The organism is Microbispora rosea (assembly GCF_044460045.1).
Taxonomy (GTDB): Bacteria; Actinomycetota; Actinomycetes; order Streptosporangiales; family Streptosporangiaceae; genus Microbispora; species Microbispora rosea.
Genome location: NZ_JBITJO010000009.1, coordinates 167,745 through 187,020, shown reverse-complemented (window position 1 = coordinate 187,020; position 19,276 = coordinate 167,745). Strand labels below are relative to the sequence as shown.

Sequence of the window (19,276 nt, the reverse complement as noted above, 5' to 3'; positions counted from 1 at the left end):
GCACAATCCCGGCATGGCGGTCATGTTCCGGGTGCTCGGCCCGGTCGAGGCGTACGTCGACGGCGTTCCCGTCGACCTCGGCGGGCCGCGGCCCCGGCTGCTGGTGGCCCGCCTGCTGATCTCCAGGGGCGCGACCGTGTCGGTGGACGCGATCCTCGACGACCTGTACGACGGCGCGCCGCCGCCGCGCGCCCAGAGCACGCTGCACAGCTACATCTCCAACCTGCGCAGGCTGCTCGAACCCGGCCGCGCTCCGCGCACGCCCTCGTCCGTGCTCCTCAGCCGCCCTCCGGGATACGCGCTCGGGCCGCACGAGGTGGACGCCGACGAGTTCGTCCGCCTGGCCCAGGCCGGCGAGCCGGAACGCGCCCTGGCGTTGTGGCGCGGCACGCCGTACGAGGAGTTCGGCGACGTGCCCTGGCTCCGGCCGGAGATCGAGCGGCTCGCCGAGGCGCATCTGGTGACGCGGGAGCGTCTCCTGGCGGGGCGGGTGGGCGACCCCCACGTGGTGGGCGAGCTGGAGGCCCTGGTGGCCGCGCACCCCCTGCGGGAGGGACTGTGGGAGCTGCTCGCCCGCACGCTCTACGCCCTGGGCCGGCAGGCGGACGCCCTGGAGGCGCTGCGCACGGCCAGGGGCCGCCTGGCCGAGGAGCTCGGCCTCGACCCCGGCCCGGCGCTGCGCCGTCTGGAGGAGGCGATCCTCGCCCAGGACCCCGCCCTCGACACGGCTCTCGACAGGGCTCTCGACACAGCCCTCGACGTCCCCGCCCCCGTACGGCAGGGCCGGGCGGCACCGGTCCGGGAGACGCGGACCGAGGCGGCGCGGGCCGAGGCGGGCCTGCCCGAGCGGCGCGCCGTCGGCCGGGGGACGCAGGTCGACCGGCTCGACGAGCTGGCGCGGGACGTGATCCAGGCGGCCCGGGGAGTGACACAGCGCGGGCCGGGGATCGCCGTGATCTCCGGGGAGCCGGGGATCGGCAAGACGTGGCTGGCGGAGGCGTTCGCGGAGCGGCGGGCCGCCGAGGGCTGGCTGGTCGCCTGGGGCAGGTGTCACGAGACCTCCGGCGTGCCCGCGCTGTGGCCGTGGCAGCAGGTCGTGCGGGATCTCGCCGGCCGGGTCCCCCCGTCCCCCGCCCAGGCCGCCGCCCTGCGGGTGCTGCTCGGCGACGCCGCCGGAGACGACCCCGCCACCGGCGCCGGACGGCCCGCCGAGGCGAGCGAGGCCCGGTTCCGGCTGCACCAGGCGACCGCGGCCTACCTGGAGTCGGCCGCGGCCGACCGGCCGCTGCTCGTGGTGATCGACGATCTCCAGTGGGCCGACACGGCGTCGCTGGGCCTGCTGTCCGACCTCGCGCTGCTGCTGCGCGGCGCGGTCGCCGTCGTGATCACCGTGCGGTCCGGCGAGGGGCCGGCCGCGGTGCACGACACGCTCGGGCTGCTCGGACGGCACGACGCCCTCCGCCTGCCGCTCGCCGGGCTCGATTCCGCCGCGGTCGCCGAGCTGTCGGGGCTGCACGACGCGGCGAGCGTGGCGGCGCTCGCCGAGCGGACCCGGGGCAATCCGCTGTTCATCCGCGAGACCCTCCGGCTGGCCGAGGACCAGGGCATCGACAGGGCGCTCACCGGGGTACCCGAGGGCCTGGCCGACGTCCTGCGCCGCCGCCTGCTCGACCTGCCCGCCCGGCACCGCCCCGCCATCGACGCGGCGGCCGTGCTCGGCACCGGCGCGGACCGGCGGCTGCTGGCCGAGGTCGTCGCGGACGCCTCAGACGCGGACGCGGACGTCGACGAGGCGCTCGACGCCGCGACCGCCCTCCGCGTTCTCGACGAGGACCTGCGCTTCACCCACGATCTGGTCCGGGAGACGGTCTACGCCGACATCCCGCCGCGCCGCCGGGCCGGGCTGCACCTGACCGCGCTCCGGGCGCTCGAACTGCGGCCGGGAGCCGACCTCGCGGTCCTCGCCAGGCACGCGATGGCCGCCGGGCCCGCCGCCGCGGCGGACGCGGTGCGCTGGGCGTCCGCCACGGCGGGGCAGGCGGCGGGACGGCACGCGTACGAGGACGCCGCGCAGTGGTGGCGCCGGGCGGCCGAGGCGCACGGAACGCTGCCCGGCGCGGACCCCCGCGAGCACGTCGAGCTCCTGCTCCAGCTGGTCCGCGCGCAGCTCGCCGCAGGTCACGGCTTCTCGGCCAGGCAGACCCGGGCGGAGGCGGTGCTCGCGGCCGACAGGTCGGGCGACCCGCTGCTCGCCGCGCGGGCGCTGACCAGCCTGGACGCTCCGGGGCTGTGGAAGTTCTACACCTACGGCGACGTCGAGCTGCACACCGTGCGGCGGATCGAGGACGCCCTCACCGCGCTGCCCGAGGGGGACTCCGAACTGCGCTGCAGGCTGCTCGGCTGCCTGGGGATGGAACGTTACGACGGCTCGGCCGACCCCCGGTGCGACACCGCCACGGCCGAGGCGCTGGCGATGGCCCGCCGTCTCGTGGCCTCGGGGGAGGCCGGCCCGGAGCTGCTGGCGATCACCCTGAACGCGCGGTATCTGGGCGTGCAGCTCCCCGAGCACATGACGGAGCTCGACGCGATCGGCGAGGAGCTCACCCGGCTCGGGCTGCCCGGGTTCGAGCTGCTCGGTCACATGATCAGAGAGCGGACCCGGATCGACCTGTTCGACGTCGCGGGCGCCGACCGGGCCGCCGAGCGGGCGGGGGTGCTGGTCGAGCGGCTCGACCTGCCCTGGCCCCGGTTCCAGCACCTCATCTGGACCGGGACCCGGCGTCTCCTCGACGGGGACTTCGACGGCGCAAGCAACGCGTACGCCGCGGCGGCCGAGGCCGGTGAGCGGCTCAACCTGTGGCACACGAGCAGCACACTCTCCTCCGCGCTGCTCACCCGGCACTTCGCGATGCGCGACTTCGAGGGCGCCGACGAGCTGATGACGCACTACTCCCCCTTCCCCGCCCACCGCCAGGTGATGGGCGTGCTCATCGCCGCTTCGCGGGGCGACCGCACGGCGGCCGAGACGGCACGCGAGCAGGGCTGGCACGCGATGCCGCGCGACTTCGGCGAGCTGCCGGGGCTCTGCCTGCTGGGCGAGGCCCAGATCGTCGCGGGCGACCACGAGGCGTGCGCCCTGACTTATCGCAGGCTCCTGCCGTACGAGGACAGGATCGCCTTCGGGGCGGGGACGTTCTGCGCCGGGCCGGTCGGCTACTACCTGGGACGGATGGCCCACCTGGGCGGTGCGGCCGGGCCGGAGGCGGCGCGGGCGCATCTGGACACGGCCGCGAAGCGCTGCGCGAGGGCCGGGCTGTCCTGGTGGGCCGCCCGGATCGCCCGCGAACGCGAGGCCGTACGCGACTGACAACCTCCCGGGGAGCGGGCCGCAAGTCGACGTTGAGTGGCGGTGAAGGGGCCGGGGTCATCGTGGGGCCATGACAACACCGACGCAGACCCGGCGCCGACCGGGTGACCCCGCTCCCGACCTCGTCACGTTCCTCGTCTTCCACACCGGCCTGCGGCGCGAGTTCGGCAGGCTGGCCGAGGTCCTCGACCGCTGCGACCCCCGCGACGAACGGCGCCGCGCGGTCGTCGACGAGCACCTCGCGCTGCTGCTGCGCGCCCTGCACCACCACCACACCGAGGAGGACGAGGCGATCTGGCCGCTGCTGCGCGGCCTCGTCCCGGAGGCCCGTACCGTGCTGGACCGGCTGGAGGCCGACCACCAGGAGATGGACACCGTCATCGGCAGACTCTCCGGCGGCGGCAGGCCGGCCCGCGAGGTCGCGGCCGACCTGCGCTCGCTTGACCGGCTGCTGAACACCCACCTCGACCTGGAGGAGTCCGAGGTCGTCCCGCTCATCAGAGAGCACGTCAGCGCGGCCTGGTGGGAGGAGTCGGGCAAGAAGGTCACCAAGAGCCACGGCCGCGACCTGCCGATGCTCGCCGCCTGGCTGCTCGACGTGGCCACCCCCGCCGACCGCGACCACATCTTCGGCTCCGCTCCGGCCATCATGCGGGTCCTCTACCGGCTCTCCTGGCGCCGCGCCTACGAGCGCCGCGTGTCTCAGGTGTACGGGTGAGGAGGTGGATGGGTGACATGGCCGGCGGCCTCCGCCGTGAGCGTGCGGAGGCCGCGTCCGGAGAGCCCGGTCAGTCGCCGGGGAGGCAGACGGTGCCGGGTGGGGGCAGGGTCAGGTCGGTGAGATACCGCGTGGCGTGCCCGATCGCGCACCGGTTGCCGGAGAGGTAGAGCACGTGGCCGGGGCCGTCGTACCGGACGGTGGCCGAGCCGGGGACCCGCCGGACCAGGCTGTCGGTCAGCGTGTAGTCGCTCCAGGTGCCCGCGCCGAGCAGCGGCGGCAGGCCGCGGACGGGCAGGGGGCGGGACGGGTTCGCGATCGGCAGCGGCCACCCCGCGCAGCCGAGCTGGTCGAAGGTCGCGCCGCCGAGGTCCGGGGAGACCCGGCGCGCCTCGCGGCGCGCCCTGACGTACTCCTCGTAGCCGTGGTAGCCCCGGTCGTCGGCGCAGGTCATGCCGAGGGCGAGGGGCGTCGTCCACGCGCGGGCGTTGCCCAGGGCGGCGTCGGCGAAGCCCGAGCCGTCGCCGCGCCGGGCCTTGTCGACCGCCTCGGCGAAGGTCAGCCATCGGGAGTCCCCCGGCCCGGGGTCGGGGGCGAACCCGAACCACCGCAGGGAGGAGCCGGTCAGCCTCCCCCGGCCGAACCGCTGCGAGGTGACGGGGATCGGCGACCTGTCGGCCCGCGCGGTGAGGTCACGCCAGACCTTCCCGGCGTCCTCGCCGTGCAGGGCGCAGGCGGGCGTCGCCGCGCACCAGGCGGTGAAGCGGCCGAATATCCGCTGCAGGTCCCGGTAGCCCAGCAGGCTCTGGTTCGTCCAGCCGGCGGTCTGGTCGATCACACCGTCCAGGTACATGGCGCGGACGCGTTCCGGGAACAGCCGGAGATAGGCCTCGGCCGGCACGCCTCCGGCGGACTCGGTCATGAAGCTGAGCCGCGGCTCCCCCAGGGCCGCGCGGATCGCCTCCGTGTCGCGGGCCACCGACACCGAGTCGAGCCTGCCGTACAGTCCGCTGCGGTCCTCGGCCCGGCACCTGCGGGTGGCCGCGGCGATCGCGCGGGCCTGGGCGTCGTACTCGGCCCGGTCGCGGGGCTCGGTCAGGGCCGGCACCGCCGGCCGCGCGCAGGACTCCGGCAGCTTGGCGGCGAGATCGGTGTTGCGCGGGTCGTAGGAGACGAGGTCGAAGCGTTCTCTGATGCCGGCGAGATCGCCCGCCGCCTGCTTGATGTCCTCGATCCCGCTGTTGCCGGGGCCGCCGGGGATGTGCAGCACGCTGCCGATCCTGCGGGCGGGATCGGTGGCCGGCAGCCGCGCGACGCGCAGGGTCGTCGTCCGCCCGTCCGGGCGGGCCCAGTCGAGCGGCACGTCGATCGTGCCGCATTGCGTTTCCGCGGGGAACCCTGCCCCCTCGCACGCCGTCCACTCGATCGCCGGCCGATCCTTCGCCGCCCGATGCTCGGCGGCCTGCGCCTGCGCCGGGACGAGCCCGGCCGTCATCGCCGCCGTCGCGAGCCCGGCGGCCACGAGTCGTGTTCTGCCACGCATGCGTCGTGCCCTCCTTCGCGTTTGTGCCGCTTCGTCTCACGCTCGCCGAGACGCGTGCCGGGTGAAATCCGATAGGCCCCCCGATCGGACGTAGGGATATCCCCCTGCCGACGGCGGCGCCGAGCGGAGCACGCCGGCGGGCCTCCGGTTCACACGGCCACAGCGACGGCGGCGGCGACGAAGAGCACCTGCAGAGCGGCGCGGGCGAGCAGCGGGGTCACCGGCTTTCCCGCCAGGGCGAGGCCGCGGCGGGCTGCCAGGACGTTGACCGGGAACATGGCGACGAAGTCGCGCCGCCATGAGGGCAGGAAATGCGGCACGCCGGTGACGACGAGCATCAACGCCAGAGCGCCCCGCGGCGCGGGCTGCCAGCCGTCCAGCATGTCGAGGCCGGCCGCGCCCAGCAGCCGCAAGGTCCGCGTCCCGCGGTCCCCTTCGACGTGCTGAGCGGACGGCGTGGCACGACCGCCGCGGCCTCGTCCAAGTAGCCGACAAGCCGGGGCCAAGCATCGATGAAGCGGCATGGACGAAGGTTCCGTCGTGGATGAGACACGACAGGAACGAGGACGTCTCCATGCGTAAGAAGGTGTTATCGGCCGCGGCGGCGGCGACGGCGCTGACCGCGCTGACCGTGACCCCCCCGGCCCCGGCGGCCGCGGCCGCGGCGCCGTTCGTCCAGGTGCTCCAGGGCTACACCGCGACGGTTCGGGAATCGGACAGCTACTTCTGGTGCCCCGAGGACGAGGTGATGATCGGCCGGGCGCATTCGGGGGACGAGAACGGCTACACCACGTACTTCTGCGGCCAGATCTACATCAACAGCGAGCGGGTCGTGGTGGTGAGCCCCCCGTACAAGGACGACGAGTGGGAGGACCACACCTACTTCGTCACTCCCGACGACTACGCCCTCGTCCGCCGGGACCATTACGGGGACGAGAAGGGCTTCACCTTCTACTACTGCTCCCGGCTGTCGTGGCAGGGCAGGCCGGTGCGGCTCGTCGACCGTCACTGGACGGAGTACATGAAGGAGAGCAAGCACGCCTCAAGGGCGGGCACCAACGAGGTCATGACCGGCCGGTCCCATTCCGGGGACGAGAACGGCCGCACCGCCTACCAGTACGCCAGGGTGACGGTCGGCTGAGGACCGGCGCGCCCCGCCCCGTCCCGGTGAGGATGAGGCGGGGACACGGCGGGGACACGGCGGAGAACAGAAGCGGCCGGGCCGGTCAGGGCTTCCTCGTGTCAGGCGCGGCGCCCTGGGCGTCGAACTCCTCGTCCGGGACGACGAGCTCGTTGCCGGCCAGGCCGGCCTCGCCGGAGACCGCGGCGAGCTCGGAGCCGAGCGACTCGTGGGCGGCGGCGCGGTGCCTGCGGCCGACGCGGTCGGTCAGCAGCGACGACAGGGCGGCCACCAGGCACGCGGCCACGGCGAACCAGAAGGCGATGACCAGGCCCTGGTGGAAGGGGCCCGCGATGAGGTGCGGGAAGAACTCCTTGCTCGTCAGGTGGGCGCCGCCGTCGGGCAGCCGGTCGAGGATGCCGCCGAGGAGCTGCCGGAACGGGTTGTATCCGAGGAACGCCGCGAACAGCACGGCGATCGGCGGCAGCTGGGCGATGCCCTCGGCCTGCGCGGCGGGCACGCCCTGGGCCACCAGCTCGTCGTGCATGGTGTGCGGCAGCGACTGCGCCAGGCCCGCGATCATCAGGCTGAAGAACACGCCGATGGACAGCACCATCGAGGAGTTCTGGAAGGTGGCGGTCATGCCCGCGCCGACGCCCCGGGACTCCGCCGGGACCGAGTTCATGATCTCGGCCCGGTTGGGCGAGGAGAACAGGCCGGACCCGACACCGTTGATCAGGATGAGCAGCGCGAAGACGCCGTAGCCGAAGTCCGTGGGCAGGGTCATCAGGGCGTAGAAGCTCGCCGCGGTGACCAGCGCGCCGCCGACGGTGAACATCCGCGGGCCGAACCGGTCGGACAGCCAGCCGGAGACCGGCGCCGACAGCAGGAAGCCCACGGTCAGCGGGATCATGTAGATGCCCGCCCACAGCGGCGTCTCCTCGAAGCTGTAGCCGTGCAGCGGCAGCCAGATGCCCTGCAGCCAGATGATCAGCATGAACTGCAGGCCGCCGCGTCCGAGGGCGGTCAGCAGGCTGGCGACGTTGCCCGCCAGGAAGGCGCGGTTGCGGAACAGCTCGAGCCGGAACAGCGGCTCGTCCACCTTGGTCTCGATCCAGGCGAACAGCGCGAGCAGCAGGACGCCTCCGCCGAGCGCGGCGATCACCCAGGGGTTGCCCCAGCCCATCACGCCGGTCCCGTACGGCTGGATGCCGTAGGTGATGCCGACCAGCAGGACGATGAGGCCGACGGCGAAGGTCGCGTTGCCCCACCAGTCCATGCGCGCCCGGCGCCGCACGCCGTTGTCCTTGAGCTTGACGTACGCCCAGATCGTGCCGAAGATCCCGAACGGCACGGAGACCAGGAAGATCGCCTTCCAGTCGACCGGGGCCAGGACGCCGCCGATGACCAGGCCGAGGAAGGATCCCGCGATGGCGGCGATCGAGTTGATGCCGAGCGCGGTGCCCCGCTGCCGGACGGGGAAGGCGTCGGTAAGGATCGCGGTGGAGTTGGCGAACAGCAGCGCGCCGCCGACGCCCTGCACGATCCGCCACCCGATCAGCCACAGCGCCCCCGCGTCGCCGTCCATCCAGGTCAGCGACAGCATGATCGAGCACAGGCTGAAGACCGCGAACCCGAGGTTGTACATGCGGACCCGGCCGAACATGTCGCCCAGGCGGCCGAACATCACCACCAGTACGGCCGTGACGACCATGAAGCCCATCATCATCCACAGCAGGTAGCCCGTGTTGCCGGGGTCGAGCGGGTTCAGGTGGATGCCGCGGAAGACGTCCGGAAGGGCGATCAGCACGATGGACTGGTTGATCGTCACCATCAGGACGCCGAGGGTGGTGTTGGACAGCGCGATCCATTTGTACCGCGAGGACGGCGCCGACTGCGGCGATGTCCCCGCCCGGGACTGGTTCGCTACGGCCACGGAGTGGTTCCCCTCCTCTTGGTCCGTACAGCGCGCGGCCTGTTTCCGCGCAGCGCGCTACGGACGGACAGTTAGTTAGCGCAACTAAATTACCCTGACCGGGTGACATCGATGTTTCGCGGGCATGCGCTACGAAGGCCACGAGGGGGCCCTTAAAGGGATTTGGGCGTTATCTGAGCCGATTGGGGACGACGAGAGCAGGCGTCGTCAGGGCCGGAGCGCCCCGGCGATCACGTCGGCGAGGCTGTCCACCACCGTGTCGCGGTCGAGCCCGGGGTTCTCCAGCCACCAGTCGCCGATCGCCTGCACCATGCCGACGAACGCGTGGCCGAGCACCCGGGCGCGTACCGGGTCCGCGACGCCCTCCTCCGCGAGCGCCGCGCCCAGCTCCTCGCCGACGCTGCGCACGATGGCGGCCATCTGCGTGCGGGTGCGGCAGTCCTCGGCGCTGGCCCGGTGGAACAGGAAGCGGTAGAGGTTGGGGTTGGCCGAGATGGTCTCCAGGTACGCCTCTATGGCGCCCCGGGCGCGGGCCCGGGGGTCGGACATGGCCCTGGCGAACTCCGGGCGCAGCAGGTCGATCACGACGCGCGTGTGGCGCTCGGCGAGCGCCTGGTAAAGGCCGCTCTTGTCGCCGAAGTGACGGTAGAGGATCGGCTTGGTGATCCCCGCCTCCGCCGCGATCGCGGCCATGGACGCCTGCGGGCCCTCTCTGCGGATCACCCGGTCGGCCGCGTCGAGCAGGTCTCTGCGCCGCTCCGGGCTCCGGCCGCTCGTCCCAGTGCCGCCCGTCGCAGTGCCGCCTGTCGCAGTGCCTCCCGTCGTGGCGCCGCCCGTTGTGAGCCCCGTCATGAGCACAGCATAGGTGCCGATTCCGCGTCGCCTGGATCAAGACCGGGCCCTATGGGCGATCACTCCGGTAATGTGCCGGACGCGGGTTTTCCGGTCCGGATTCTCCGGTCAGGGATCCGCCGCTGAACGGTTCCGCCGGGTCCTCTGGAGGTGTGAGGTGGGCGAGGCGGGCGGGCCGCTGGTGCCGGGCTACGAGGTGCTCGGAATCCTGGGCCAGGGCGGCTTCGGGGTCGTCTACCGGGCCAGGCAGCTCGCGGTGGGCCGCGAGGTCGCGCTCAAGGTCGACAACCGCGTGCTCGTCTCCGACCGCGACCGGCGCAGGTTCATGCGCGAGGTGACGTCCGCCGGCGCCCTGTCCGGCCATCCGCACGTGGCCGACGTCTACGACGCGGGCGTGCTGCCCGACGGACGGCCGTACATGGTGCTGGAGCTGTGCCCGCACGGGTCGCTCGCCGACCGGCTGCGCGAGGCGGGCCCGCTCGGCCCCCGCGAGGTGCGCGACATCGGCATCAAGATCGCCGACGCGCTGGCCGCCGCCCACGCCGTGGGCGTCCTCCACCGCGACCTCAAGCCCGCCAACATCCTGGTCAACTCGTACGGCATGGTCGCCCTGTCGGACTTCGGGCTGGCCACGATGCCGGGACAGAGCGGCGCGGCGCGGGGCGAGGTGTCGGTCACGCGCGAGTCGCTCACGCCCGCCTACGCTCCGCCGGAGGCCTTCGACCTCACCGAGCCCACGGCCGCCGGAGACGTGTACGCGCTCTCGGCCACGTTGTACGCCCTGCTCCAGGGCAGGCCGCCGCGCTTCCCGGACAGCGGCGTGGTGAACATCGCGGCCATCATGGCGCTGCACCGGCTGCCGGTGCCCGACATTCCCGGCGTGCCCGCCGCGCTCACCGCCGTCCTGCGCCACGGCATGGAGACCGATCCGGCCCGACGGATCCCGACCGCCGCCGCGCTGCGGGACGCGCTCGCCGCCCTGGCGCCGGACGGCTCCGCCTCCGGGGATCACCCGCACCCCGCCGCGTCCGGAAGCCCGGCAGGCGGCCCGGGATGGAGCGCCCCGTCTCCCTCCGGGCCCGCCGCACCACTCTCCGGGCCCGCCGCGGCGTCCGTACGGCGCCCAGAGGAGCGGCGGCCCGGCGAGACCCGCGTCCCCGCCGCGCCGGGGCACGCGCTCACCGGCCCGGCCGGAGGCGTTCCCGCGGGCGGCCAGGACCTGCGCCGTGCGGTGACCGCACCGAACGCGGCGCCGAACGCGGCACCGGGGCTCCGGTCGGACGGGCACCGGCCACACGCGGTCCGGCCATCCGGTCACCGGCCGCCGGGACCCCGGCAGGGGCCGGTTCCCCCGCCTCCGCCGCGCACCGGCATGTCCCGGCAGTCGATCGTGTTCGCCGTGGTCGCCGCCCTCTTCGCCCTGCTGCTCACGGCCGGGATCACGGTGCTGGTGCTGGAGAACCGCGGCCAGGCTAACGATCAGGGCGTGACGGTCTCGTCCCAGTCGATCCGGTAGCCGTGCATCCAGCCGAACATCCTGCGCGGAGTGGCGAAGGTCCGCATGGCGATCGGCGCGGTGACGCTCATGAGCATCCGGGCCAGGCGGCCGGACGCCTTCCTGCTGTTCGTCCTCGCCGCGGACGCCGCGATCTTCTCCACCCTGTCCCGGCGCAGCCTCTCGTACGCGGAGAACGCGGCGGGCACGTCCGGCAGGTCACGTAGGCAGCGGGCGAGCTGAACCGCGCTCTCCACCGCGAGCGCGACGCCCTGGCCGGAGCTGGGCGAGGGCGCGTGCGCCGCGTCGCCGGCCAGCACCATCCGGCCGCGGTGCCACCGCGGCACCGCGGGCAGGATCTCCAGCGCGCCCACGGCGGACAGCTCGGCGGCCTCGGTGTGCCGGAGCAGGTCGCCCCCGGGCACGTCGTCCGCGTACGCCTCGCGCAGCACCTCCAGCCATTCCGCCGCGGGCACCTCCCGCGCCTGCGCGGCGGTCATCGGCTCGGGCCGCGGGAGGTTGCCGAACCACACGGTGCGGCCGTCCGGCCCGGTCCAGTGGCCGAGGAAGGCCCGCCTGCCGAAGACGTAGTGCATGGTGTCCGGCGGGCCGGGCACCGTCAGATCCGCCCGGCCGGCGAACGCGATCAGCCCCGCGTACGCCGGGCCCGGCGCCTCCGGGTCGACGAGCGTGCGGACCGTGGAGCGGATGCCGTCCGCGCCGACGAGCACGTCGGCGGTCGCGGTGCTTCCGTCGGCGAACCGCGCGGTCACCCCGTCGTCCGTCTCCTCGACGCCGTCGAGCCGCCTGCCGTGCTCGACTCGCACGCCCTGCGCCGCCGCGTGGTCGTGCAGCAGGCGATAGAGCTCCGAGCGCCGCAGAGCGCGACCGGGCGGCAGGCCCGGCACACCGGTGTACGCGCCGAACTTCCTCCCCCGGCCGTCCGCGATGATCGTGCGCCTGATCGGCCGGCCGCTCGCCTCCACGGAGTCGGCGGCCCCGAGGATCCGCAACGCCTCCAGTCCGTTCGGCGCCACCTGCAGCCAGCCGCCGAGCCCGTCGGCGGGCGTTTCGTAGGCCTCGTGGACCGTGGCCTCGATCCCCGCCCTGCGTAGTGCGAGCGCCGTGACCGGGCCGGCGATTCCGCCCCCGATGACCAGCGCCGTCCTGACCCCTGTCACCCTTGTCCTCCTTCGCCCCCACCACTGTCCGGCGCGGGACGAACAAGATCAACGGTTTTGCCGGAAATTCTCGTGACCCGGCTCCTCCGGCCGCCGCGCCCTGCGCGTACGGGGCCGGGCCCGGCCGGCCAGCGCGCCGTACTCGGCCAGCGAATCCCGCAGGTAGTCGATGAGGTCCCACACGTCGGGCACCATGTCGCGGTCGGTGACGATTCCGAAGTCGAGCCTGCCGTCGTAGGAGAACACCGTGATGTTGATCCCCCCGCTGACGTCCGTGATCACCGACATCGGGTAGAGCGCGGCGACCCGCGCCCCGCCCACGTAGAGCGGCGTCTGGGGCCCCGGCACGTTGGAGATCATGAGGTTCATCGCGGAACCCGTACGCGAGGCGATCCGGAAGGCTGACCTGGCCGCCAGCGCGCTCAGCGCGGCCGGCATCGCCTGGCTGAACTCCAGGAGCCAGGCCGCCGGGGCCGCGGCCAGCCGTTCCTTGAGCAGGCCCATCGACCGGTTCACCAACAGCAGCCGTTCGCTCGGGTCGGCCACGTCCGTCGGCAGGCTCGTCATGGTCAGCAGGACCTCGTTGGCGACCGTGCCGTTGGCGGCCTGCCCCCGGGTGGAGACCGGGATCCCGGCGACGAGCGGCTGCCGGGGCAGCTCGTCGCGCTTGGCCAGCCAGCGCCGCAGCGCCGTGGCGCACATCGCCATGACGACGTCGTTCACGGTGACGCCGAAGGCGTTCTTGATCCGTTTGACCTCGTCGAGGGGCAGCTGACCGAAGGCGAACCGGCGGTGCCGGGAGATCGGCCCGGAGAACGGCGTGCGCGGCACCACCATGCGGGGCAGCTCGGGCAGGGGCTCGGCGTCCCGGCCGCCGATGCCGCGGACGAACCGCGAGACCAGCCCCACCCCCGGGAGCTGGGCCACGAACGGCACCTCATCGAGCCGCGGCGTCGCCTCGGCGATGAAGCGCAGCAGGGCGAACGGGTTGTCCAGCACCCGCGCGATGCCCCTGATCACCATTTCGATCGCGTCGGGGGCCGGCTGCGGCTCGGGCGCGGCCTCCGGGGCGGGAACGGCGGCCGGCTCGGGCTCGAAGTCCATCACGGCGGCCAGCACCTCGGCCCCGGTGACACCGTCGACGGCGGCGTGGTGGACCTTCGTGTAGATCCCCACCCGGCCCCCGGCCAGGCCGTGGATCAGGTACATCTCCCACAGCGGCCGGCCCCGGTCGAGCCGGGCCCCGTGCAGCCGGGCGACCTGCACGGCGAGCTTGTGGTCGTCGCCGGGGGGAGGCAGCGCCAGCTCCCGTACGTGATAGTCGAAGTCGACCTCGCGGTCCTCGGCCCAGTAGGGGTGGTCGAGCCCGAGGGGCACCTCGACCAGCCGTCTGCGCAGCGGCGGCGCGAGATGGAGCCGGCGTTTGAGCAGCGCGATCAGGTCCTCGCGGGTCAGCGCGCCGCCGGGCCTGCCGGAGGGGTCGAGGATCGTGAGCGCCGCGATGTGCGCGAGGTTGGTGGCCGTCTCGAAGTTCAGGAACTGCGCGTCGAAGGCGCTGACTTGCTGTGCCATGCCTACTCACGTGCCCCGAAACGCCGGGGTCGGACCTCCGGGGAACCGGGTGTTTCGCAGGTCAGTGCCGGTGGTCGGCGTCGGGCTGGGCCGGGTCGGCCGGATGCTCGTGCCCCGGCGCGAGCACCACCGAGCCGGCGTGCCGCGCGTCGAGCCAGCGGGCGAATGCCCGCTCCCCGTTCTCCTTCGCCAGCTCCGCGCGGATCCGCTCCCGCACAGCCGCGTACGGCTCCCGCCGCGCCGCCTCGATCCGCTCGACCACCAGGGTCCAGGGGCCGCCGGGGCCCTCCACGGGCCCGACCGTCTCCCCCTGGCGGGCGGCGAAGACCGCGTCCTCGATCGGCCCGGTGATCTCCCCGCGCCGGACCGGCCCGAACGGACGGACCCACCGCGTCTCCGGCGTCGTGAAACGGTCGAGGTTGCGCCGGTAGTAGTCGCGCACCTCGTCTTCGGCCGGCTCGCGGCCGGCGGCGAGCACCTGGCACACCGCTCGCGCCGCCGGTGACGCCGCCAGCACCGCCGCCGCGACTCCTCCGGTGCGCAGCGCGCCCGCCAGGGTGAGCACGGCCCCGGGCACGACGGCCGCCCCCTCGGACTGCGGGCAGGGCCCGGGTGCTGAAAGGAGCTCGGGCACAGGGCGGGGCTCCGGCGCTGGGAGGGGCCCGGGCGGGCCGGGATGCTCGGACGCCAGGCCCAGACGGGCCGCCTCCTGCTCGGCCAGCGCCTCGGCCACCATGACCTGCACCAGCCAGCGGCGCAGGTTGCGGCCCTCGGCCGAATCCGGGTGCGGCAGCCGGGCCGCGAGCGGGCCGCCGCGCATCAGGCGCAGCCGCCGGTCCACCTCGGCGACCGTGACGACCCTCTCCCCCACCACCGCCGCGATCGCGCCGTCGCCTGCGACGGCGTCCTCCGGCGGGAGGACGCCCCCGGTCACGCGCGCCACTCCCGGCGCCCCCGCGAGGTGGTGTGCATCGGCGAAGCGTCGCGCGGAACCGGCCGGCGCGGAACGGCCGGCGCGCCGCCGGCCGGGGGAACGTCCGGGCCGTTCACGGCTCCACCTCGACCTCGATCGTGTCGGTGTAGTGCAGCCACCCGGCGCAGGCGATCTTCACCAGCGCCCACCAGCGGCCGGGGCGGGCGCCCGGCGGCACGCGTACCGGGAAGCAGACCTCCGCCTCGCCTTCGGGCGGCACGACGGCCCCGCGGTTCCACTCGGGGAACATCCCGAACGTCTGCCACGGGCTGACGAGCTGCGCCTGCGCGGCGACCGGCGACCGCGCCTCCGACCGCAGCCGCACCACGACCTCCGCCCGGCCGCCGGGCCCGAGCCGCAGGTGTGGGGGGTGGCCGAGCCCCTCCAGCGTCACCTCCAGCCCCGGTGACCGCCGCCCGCTCTCCCCCGGCCGGAACACGTGCAGCTGGGTCACGTCCTCGTACGCCTGGCCGCCGAACTCGATGCGCGCGGTGAGCAGGTGGAGGCCGGTCTCGGCGCCGGCGGGCGGCGTGACCCGAACCGGCACGGCGGCGTGGCCTCCGGGACGCAGCACGTACGGCCGGACCGCGGGCGCCACCGACCAGCCGTCGGGGGCGGTGAGCGTGACCACGCCCTCCGCCAGGTCCTCCGTGAGGCCGGAGGCGACGGTCAGGGTGAGGTCCACCGGCCCCGCGACGTCCAGGTCGGACGGGGACAGGTGCACGGCGACCGGCAGGTCGCCCATCGGCGCGGGCCCGGTGTTGTTCAGCCAGTAACGCGTGTGGACCGGCTGGTGCGGCTCGGTCTCCGGCACCACGGGCGCGCTCCCGCAGGCCACCACCCGGCCGCCGGCGCTCGCCTCAGGACCGCTCGCCTCAGGACCGCTGGCGCCAGGACCCCTCGCCTCTGGGCCGCCGGTCTGCTCCCCCGCCACGTCCGCGGGCGGCCCGGGACGGAGCGGGGCGACCAGCGTGACGATCTCCATGCCGTCGAGGGTGCCGGGCGCGTCCCCGGTGACGTTCTCCAGCAGGTCGGCCCGCCGCCACGGCGCCGTTCCCCCGGACCCCGTGCCCAGGGGCAGCGTCGTGGTGATCCACAGCGGGACGGTCCGGCCGACGGCCTCATACACCCGAGCGGTCAGCGCGGTCACCGGACCGGGCGTCCGGCCCGAGGCGATCGGGTTGCCCGCCGCCTTGAGCGCGGTGAGGACCAGGCCGGGCCCGGTCTCCAGGAACGACCGCGACTCGCCCGCCGGACCGTCCCGGCCCACGGTCGCCGCCAGCGGATGGTTGACGTCGTGGCCGAGCCGTACGAGGTCGGCCGCGCGCCAGTCGCCCGGGGCGGCCACCAGGGAGCACTCGAACGTGTGGGTCCAGTGCTGGAGCTGGAAGCCGGAGCCGTCGGGCGCGGTGCGGCGCGGCGGGTCGATCCACACGCCGGACGGCCAGCCCGTGCACGACCGCATCAGCGACACGTGCAACGCCCCCGACGGATCGACCGCGAAGCCCGGGATGCCGCGGTTCACCAGCCCGATCGTGTAGTCGTCGAGAACCGCGTCGGCCGGCTCGGCGTCCGTCACCACCTCCACGGCTGCGTCGGCGAGGTCGGCGACCAGTTCCCCGACCGCGCCATCGCCGCAGACCACCAGCACCGGAAGGTCGCGGAGGCCGGTGAGGTCCGCGCCCGGCACCCAGACCTTCTCCAGCGGCTCGTCGGCGGGCACCCACAGGCGGGCCCGGCCCTCGGCGCCGAGACGCGCGCGCAGCTCCGCGGCCTCCGCGTCGTCCAGCAGCGCCGCGACGAACGGGTTCTCCTCGGGCGTGCCGACCGCGATGCGCACATCGGGCAGGTTGGAGTCCACGGCGAGGTTGCCGTACCGGGGGCCGGGCCCGGCGGAGCACGTCGAGGTCACACCCTGCCGTACGAGGGCGACGGCGAGGTCTCTCAGCTCGCCCGCGTCCGCGTCCTCCGGCGCGATGATCTCGGCGACGCCGACGGCCCGCGCGCCGAGGGGACGTCCGGCGGGCGAGCGCAGCACGACGCGGGCCGTGGACGACAGCGCGAACCAGTTGTGCGCGGGGTTGTCCAGCGTCCACGGGTGCTCCGCCGAGTCCACGTCGATCAGGCCGAACCCGCGGCCGACGACGGCGCCGGCGACCTCGCTGACCGGCAGCGCCCCCGGCGCCCGCACCGGCCAGCGCAGCCGGAGCAGCACGTCGGAGCCGTGGAACTCGTCCACGTGGGTGGTCAGGTCCACCCGGGGCAGCCCGTTCCAGAGCGTGATCTCCTGGGTGTAGACGACCGGGCCGACCCGGCCGCCGACGACGATCCGCCGGCCGGCCGGGCACTCGGCGACGGCGACCTCCGCGGGGGCCGCGGCCGAGCCGCTCACCCCGCCGTCCGGCACCAGGTGCCAGGGGCCCTCGCCGAATCGGGGGTGCGCCGGGTGCTCGTCGTAGACGAGCAGTTCGTTGCCCACCCGGTCCTGCTGCAGCAGCTCGCGGCCCTCGACGGTGAGGCTCGACACCGCTCCGCCGCGCTCGGGGTCGACTTCCACCGCGTGCGTGGCGTTCGCGATCCGGGTGCCCTCGCGTACGGCCCAGCCGATCGGGGCGGGCTCGGTGGTGGGCACCAGCCGGAACGTGCGGTATCCGAGCGCGGGCACGTCGTCGGCGACGAAGACCGCGTCCACGGCCGCGAGGCTGCCGTCGGGGTGCCGCTCGGGATGCTCCAGCAGCAGACCGCGCTCGGGCGGGTCGAGCGCGACGCCGTACGCGCCCGGCTCGGGCAGCGTCAGCCGCACGCGGACGAGGTCGGTCCTGGGCCAGGAGGAGGGGTTCCAGACGGCGACGCCGGTCAGCCCCTCGCCGAGGCGGCGCAGCGACGCGTCGAGGACCCGCCCGCCCAGGTCGTAGGCCTCCCGCCAGCCCGTCATCAGGTCGAGGTAGACCTGGTCGGACTCCGACCCGGTGATGCCGTCGTGGTGCGCGCCGTAGGCGATCTGGCGCCAGGCCTTGTCGAGGGCGGCATGCGGGTAGGGCGCGCCGAGGGTCGCGGCGGCGATCGCGGCGAACTTCTCCGCGTCGGCGAGCCGCGTCTCGGCGTGCCGTTGCGCCTGCTTGGTGTCGATGTACGACACGTCCTTGCCGGTGTAGATCGGGTTCATGTCCCGCGTCTGCGGCGTCAGGCGGACGCCCTCGTCCCGGACGGCGGCGAAGAACTCCCTCGGCAGCCCGCAGACGAACCGGGGCGAGACGTAGCGCCGGTTCCAGTCGCGCTGGATCTCCATGACCCACTTGTTGGGCGGGGTGTAGTCGGTGCCGACAGGCAGCAGCACGTTGCGGGTCGCGGCGACCTTCTTGAGCAGCGTGAACAGTTCGTAGACTGCGGCCTCGGCCTGCTCCAGAGTCGGTGCGGAGTCCATCCACCACCCGGCGCTGTAGTGGGCCGGCATGTAGTGGGTGACGACCCCGCGCCCCGACGGCGACACCCACTCGAACTCCGAGGGGAACTGCATCGCCGACGGGTCGCCCCAGCCCCCGCGGGCGAGCATCGGGCCCCACTGGTGGTAGGGCCCGCGCGCCCACGAGCTGGAGGTCAGCCCCGCCTCGGCGGCCAGCCCGGGAAACTGCGGATCGTGCCCGAACGCGTCGAGCTGCCAGGCCGTCGCCGGATCGCCGCCGAGCACGTCGCGCTGGAAGCCGATCCCGTGCACCATGTTGCGGATCGTCGCCTCGGGCCCGGTCAGGTTGGTGTTCGGCTCGTTGTACGTGCCGCCCATGATCTCCACCCGGCCCTCCGCGAGCAGGCGGCGCAGGTACGCCCGATCCTCGGGGTGGGCGTTCCAGTACGGCTTCAGGTAGTCGACCTCCGCGAGCACGAACGCGTAGCCGGGCTCCCTCCTGGCGGTGTCCAGGTGGAGCCGGACGAGATCGAACCCCGCGTACTGGAACTCCTGCCGGTTCGCCTGCGCCAGGCCGCCCGCCCGGTCCCAGGTGGCGGTGTAGGCCGCCTGGGTGTTCCACCAGACCGGGTCGTAGTGAAAGTGGGGGATCATCCAGACCGTCCACCCCGGCTCGGCCACGAGCAGTTCGCCCTCGGCCGTGCACCGCTCCCGGCCCGCGGCGGCCCGCACGCTGATCGGGACGCGCGCGCCCGGGGCCGCGGCGGGCGCGGCCGCCTCCACGGGCACTTCGATCACCAGGGGCACTTCGACAGCCATCGGCATCTCGGCCCCCACCGGCGCCATGCCGGGGGGCCGTCCGTCCGCCGCGTGCTCGCCCCGCACCCCGGGGCCGGTGACCTCCACCACCGGGGACGCGCCGTCCGGCACCTCGTCGAGGACGACCCGGACCACCTGACGCGGGTCGTCCCGGCCGGCGGCCGGGCGGACGAACAGTTCGGTGGACTCGACGGCGATGACGCGCATGCGCACCCCTAACTGCGGCTCCCCACGGCGGCCGCTGGGGGATGGGGGACGGTCGAGACATCCCCCGCCCGCGCCGGCCTCACCCATGTG

At 74.3% G+C, this 19,276-nt stretch carries 12 protein-coding genes; 4 read left to right on the top strand and 8 right to left on the bottom strand.

The window, feature by feature from the left end; translation table 11 throughout:
* The first annotated feature begins 13 nt into the window (after positions 1-13).
* Entirely contained in the window at positions 14-3,367 is a 3,354-nt protein-coding gene (locus ACIBK1_RS31465) for a BTAD domain-containing putative transcriptional regulator (protein ID WP_396739330.1), read from the top strand.
* 70 nt (positions 3,368-3,437) lie between these two features.
* Positions 3,438-4,085 carry a hemerythrin domain-containing protein gene (locus ACIBK1_RS31460; protein WP_036405429.1) on the top strand — a complete coding sequence of 216 codons (648 nt, stop codon included), beginning with the start codon at positions 3,438-3,440 and terminating at the stop codon, positions 4,083-4,085.
* 70 nt (positions 4,086-4,155) lie between these two features.
* Here ACIBK1_RS31460 and ACIBK1_RS31455 read toward each other — a convergent pair whose 3' ends face one another.
* Both ACIBK1_RS31455 and ACIBK1_RS31450 read right to left on the bottom strand, forming a co-directional pair.
* On the bottom strand, positions 4,156-5,628 hold the full coding sequence (locus ACIBK1_RS31455; RefSeq protein WP_396739328.1) for an alpha/beta fold hydrolase: 1,473 nt from the start codon (positions 5,626-5,628) through the stop codon (positions 4,156-4,158).
* Positions 5,629-5,777: 149 nt separating this feature from the next.
* On the bottom strand, positions 5,778-6,041 hold the full coding sequence (locus ACIBK1_RS31450) for a hypothetical protein (RefSeq protein WP_396739326.1): 264 nt from the start codon (positions 6,039-6,041) through the stop codon (positions 5,778-5,780).
* Positions 6,042-6,172: 131 nt separating this feature from the next.
* Between ACIBK1_RS31450 and ACIBK1_RS31445 the strand changes: the two genes are divergently transcribed.
* Positions 6,173-6,769, top strand: a complete 597-nt coding sequence (locus ACIBK1_RS31445; protein WP_197042489.1) for a hypothetical protein — start codon at positions 6,173-6,175, stop codon at positions 6,767-6,769.
* Between the two features lie 85 nt (positions 6,770-6,854).
* Here ACIBK1_RS31445 and ACIBK1_RS31440 read toward each other — a convergent pair whose 3' ends face one another.
* Complete coding sequence (locus tag ACIBK1_RS31440; RefSeq protein ID WP_051761388.1) at positions 6,855-8,684, bottom strand: MFS transporter; 1,830 nt, start codon at positions 8,682-8,684, stop codon at positions 6,855-6,857.
* Between the two features lie 207 nt (positions 8,685-8,891).
* Positions 8,892-9,536 (bottom strand): TetR family transcriptional regulator, encoded by a 645-nt coding sequence (locus tag ACIBK1_RS31435; protein ID WP_396739324.1) that lies wholly within the window; start codon positions 9,534-9,536, stop codon positions 8,892-8,894.
* A gap of 157 nt (positions 9,537-9,693) precedes the next feature.
* Here ACIBK1_RS31435 and ACIBK1_RS31430 point away from each other — a divergent pair, with 157 nt between their 5' ends.
* Complete coding sequence (locus ACIBK1_RS31430; RefSeq protein WP_396739322.1) at positions 9,694-11,052, top strand: serine/threonine-protein kinase; 1,359 nt, start codon at positions 9,694-9,696, stop codon at positions 11,050-11,052.
* Here the strand turns inward: ACIBK1_RS31430 and ACIBK1_RS31425 are convergent.
* The 4 genes from ACIBK1_RS31425 to ACIBK1_RS31410 form a co-directional block, all read right to left on the bottom strand.
* Positions 11,016-12,212: an FAD-dependent oxidoreductase gene (locus ACIBK1_RS31425; RefSeq protein ID WP_363421275.1), complete on the bottom strand. Its 1,197-nt coding sequence runs from the start codon at positions 12,210-12,212 to the stop codon at positions 11,016-11,018. The two genes, ACIBK1_RS31430 and ACIBK1_RS31425, sit on opposite strands and share 37 nt — an antisense overlap.
* A 48-nt stretch (positions 12,213-12,260) precedes the next feature.
* Positions 12,261-13,784, bottom strand: a complete 1,524-nt coding sequence (locus tag ACIBK1_RS31420; protein WP_396739319.1) for a wax ester/triacylglycerol synthase family O-acyltransferase — start codon at positions 13,782-13,784, stop codon at positions 12,261-12,263.
* Between the two features lie 61 nt (positions 13,785-13,845).
* Complete coding sequence (locus ACIBK1_RS31415; protein WP_396739317.1) at positions 13,846-14,718, bottom strand: peptidylprolyl isomerase; 873 nt, start codon at positions 14,716-14,718, stop codon at positions 13,846-13,848.
* Positions 14,719-14,830: 112 nt separating this feature from the next.
* Positions 14,831-19,186: a glycoside hydrolase family 38 N-terminal domain-containing protein gene (locus tag ACIBK1_RS31410; protein ID WP_396739315.1), complete on the bottom strand. Its 4,356-nt coding sequence runs from the start codon at positions 19,184-19,186 to the stop codon at positions 14,831-14,833.
* Positions 19,187-19,276: the final 90 nt, after the last annotated feature.

Bases quoted from the DNA above. Each gene is read 5' to 3' on its own strand.
- ACIBK1_RS31420 (WP_396739319.1), bottom strand. From the start codon at position 13,784: ATGGCACAGCAAGTCAGCGCCTTCGACGCGCAGTTCCTGAACTTCGAG.
- ACIBK1_RS31465 (WP_396739330.1), top strand. From the start codon at position 14: ATGGCGGTCATGTTCCGGGTGCTCGGCCCGGTCGAGGCGTACGTCGAC.
- ACIBK1_RS31435 (WP_396739324.1), bottom strand. From the start codon at position 9,536: ATGACGGGGCTCACAACGGGCGGCGCCACGACGGGAGGCACTGCGACA.
- ACIBK1_RS31460 (WP_036405429.1), top strand. From the start codon at position 3,438: ATGACAACACCGACGCAGACCCGGCGCCGACCGGGTGACCCCGCTCCC.
- ACIBK1_RS31445 (WP_197042489.1), top strand. From the start codon at position 6,173: ATGAGACACGACAGGAACGAGGACGTCTCCATGCGTAAGAAGGTGTTA.
- ACIBK1_RS31455 (WP_396739328.1), bottom strand. From the start codon at position 5,628: ATGCGTGGCAGAACACGACTCGTGGCCGCCGGGCTCGCGACGGCGGCG.
- ACIBK1_RS31410 (WP_396739315.1), bottom strand. From the start codon at position 19,186: ATGCGCGTCATCGCCGTCGAGTCCACCGAACTGTTCGTCCGCCCGGCC.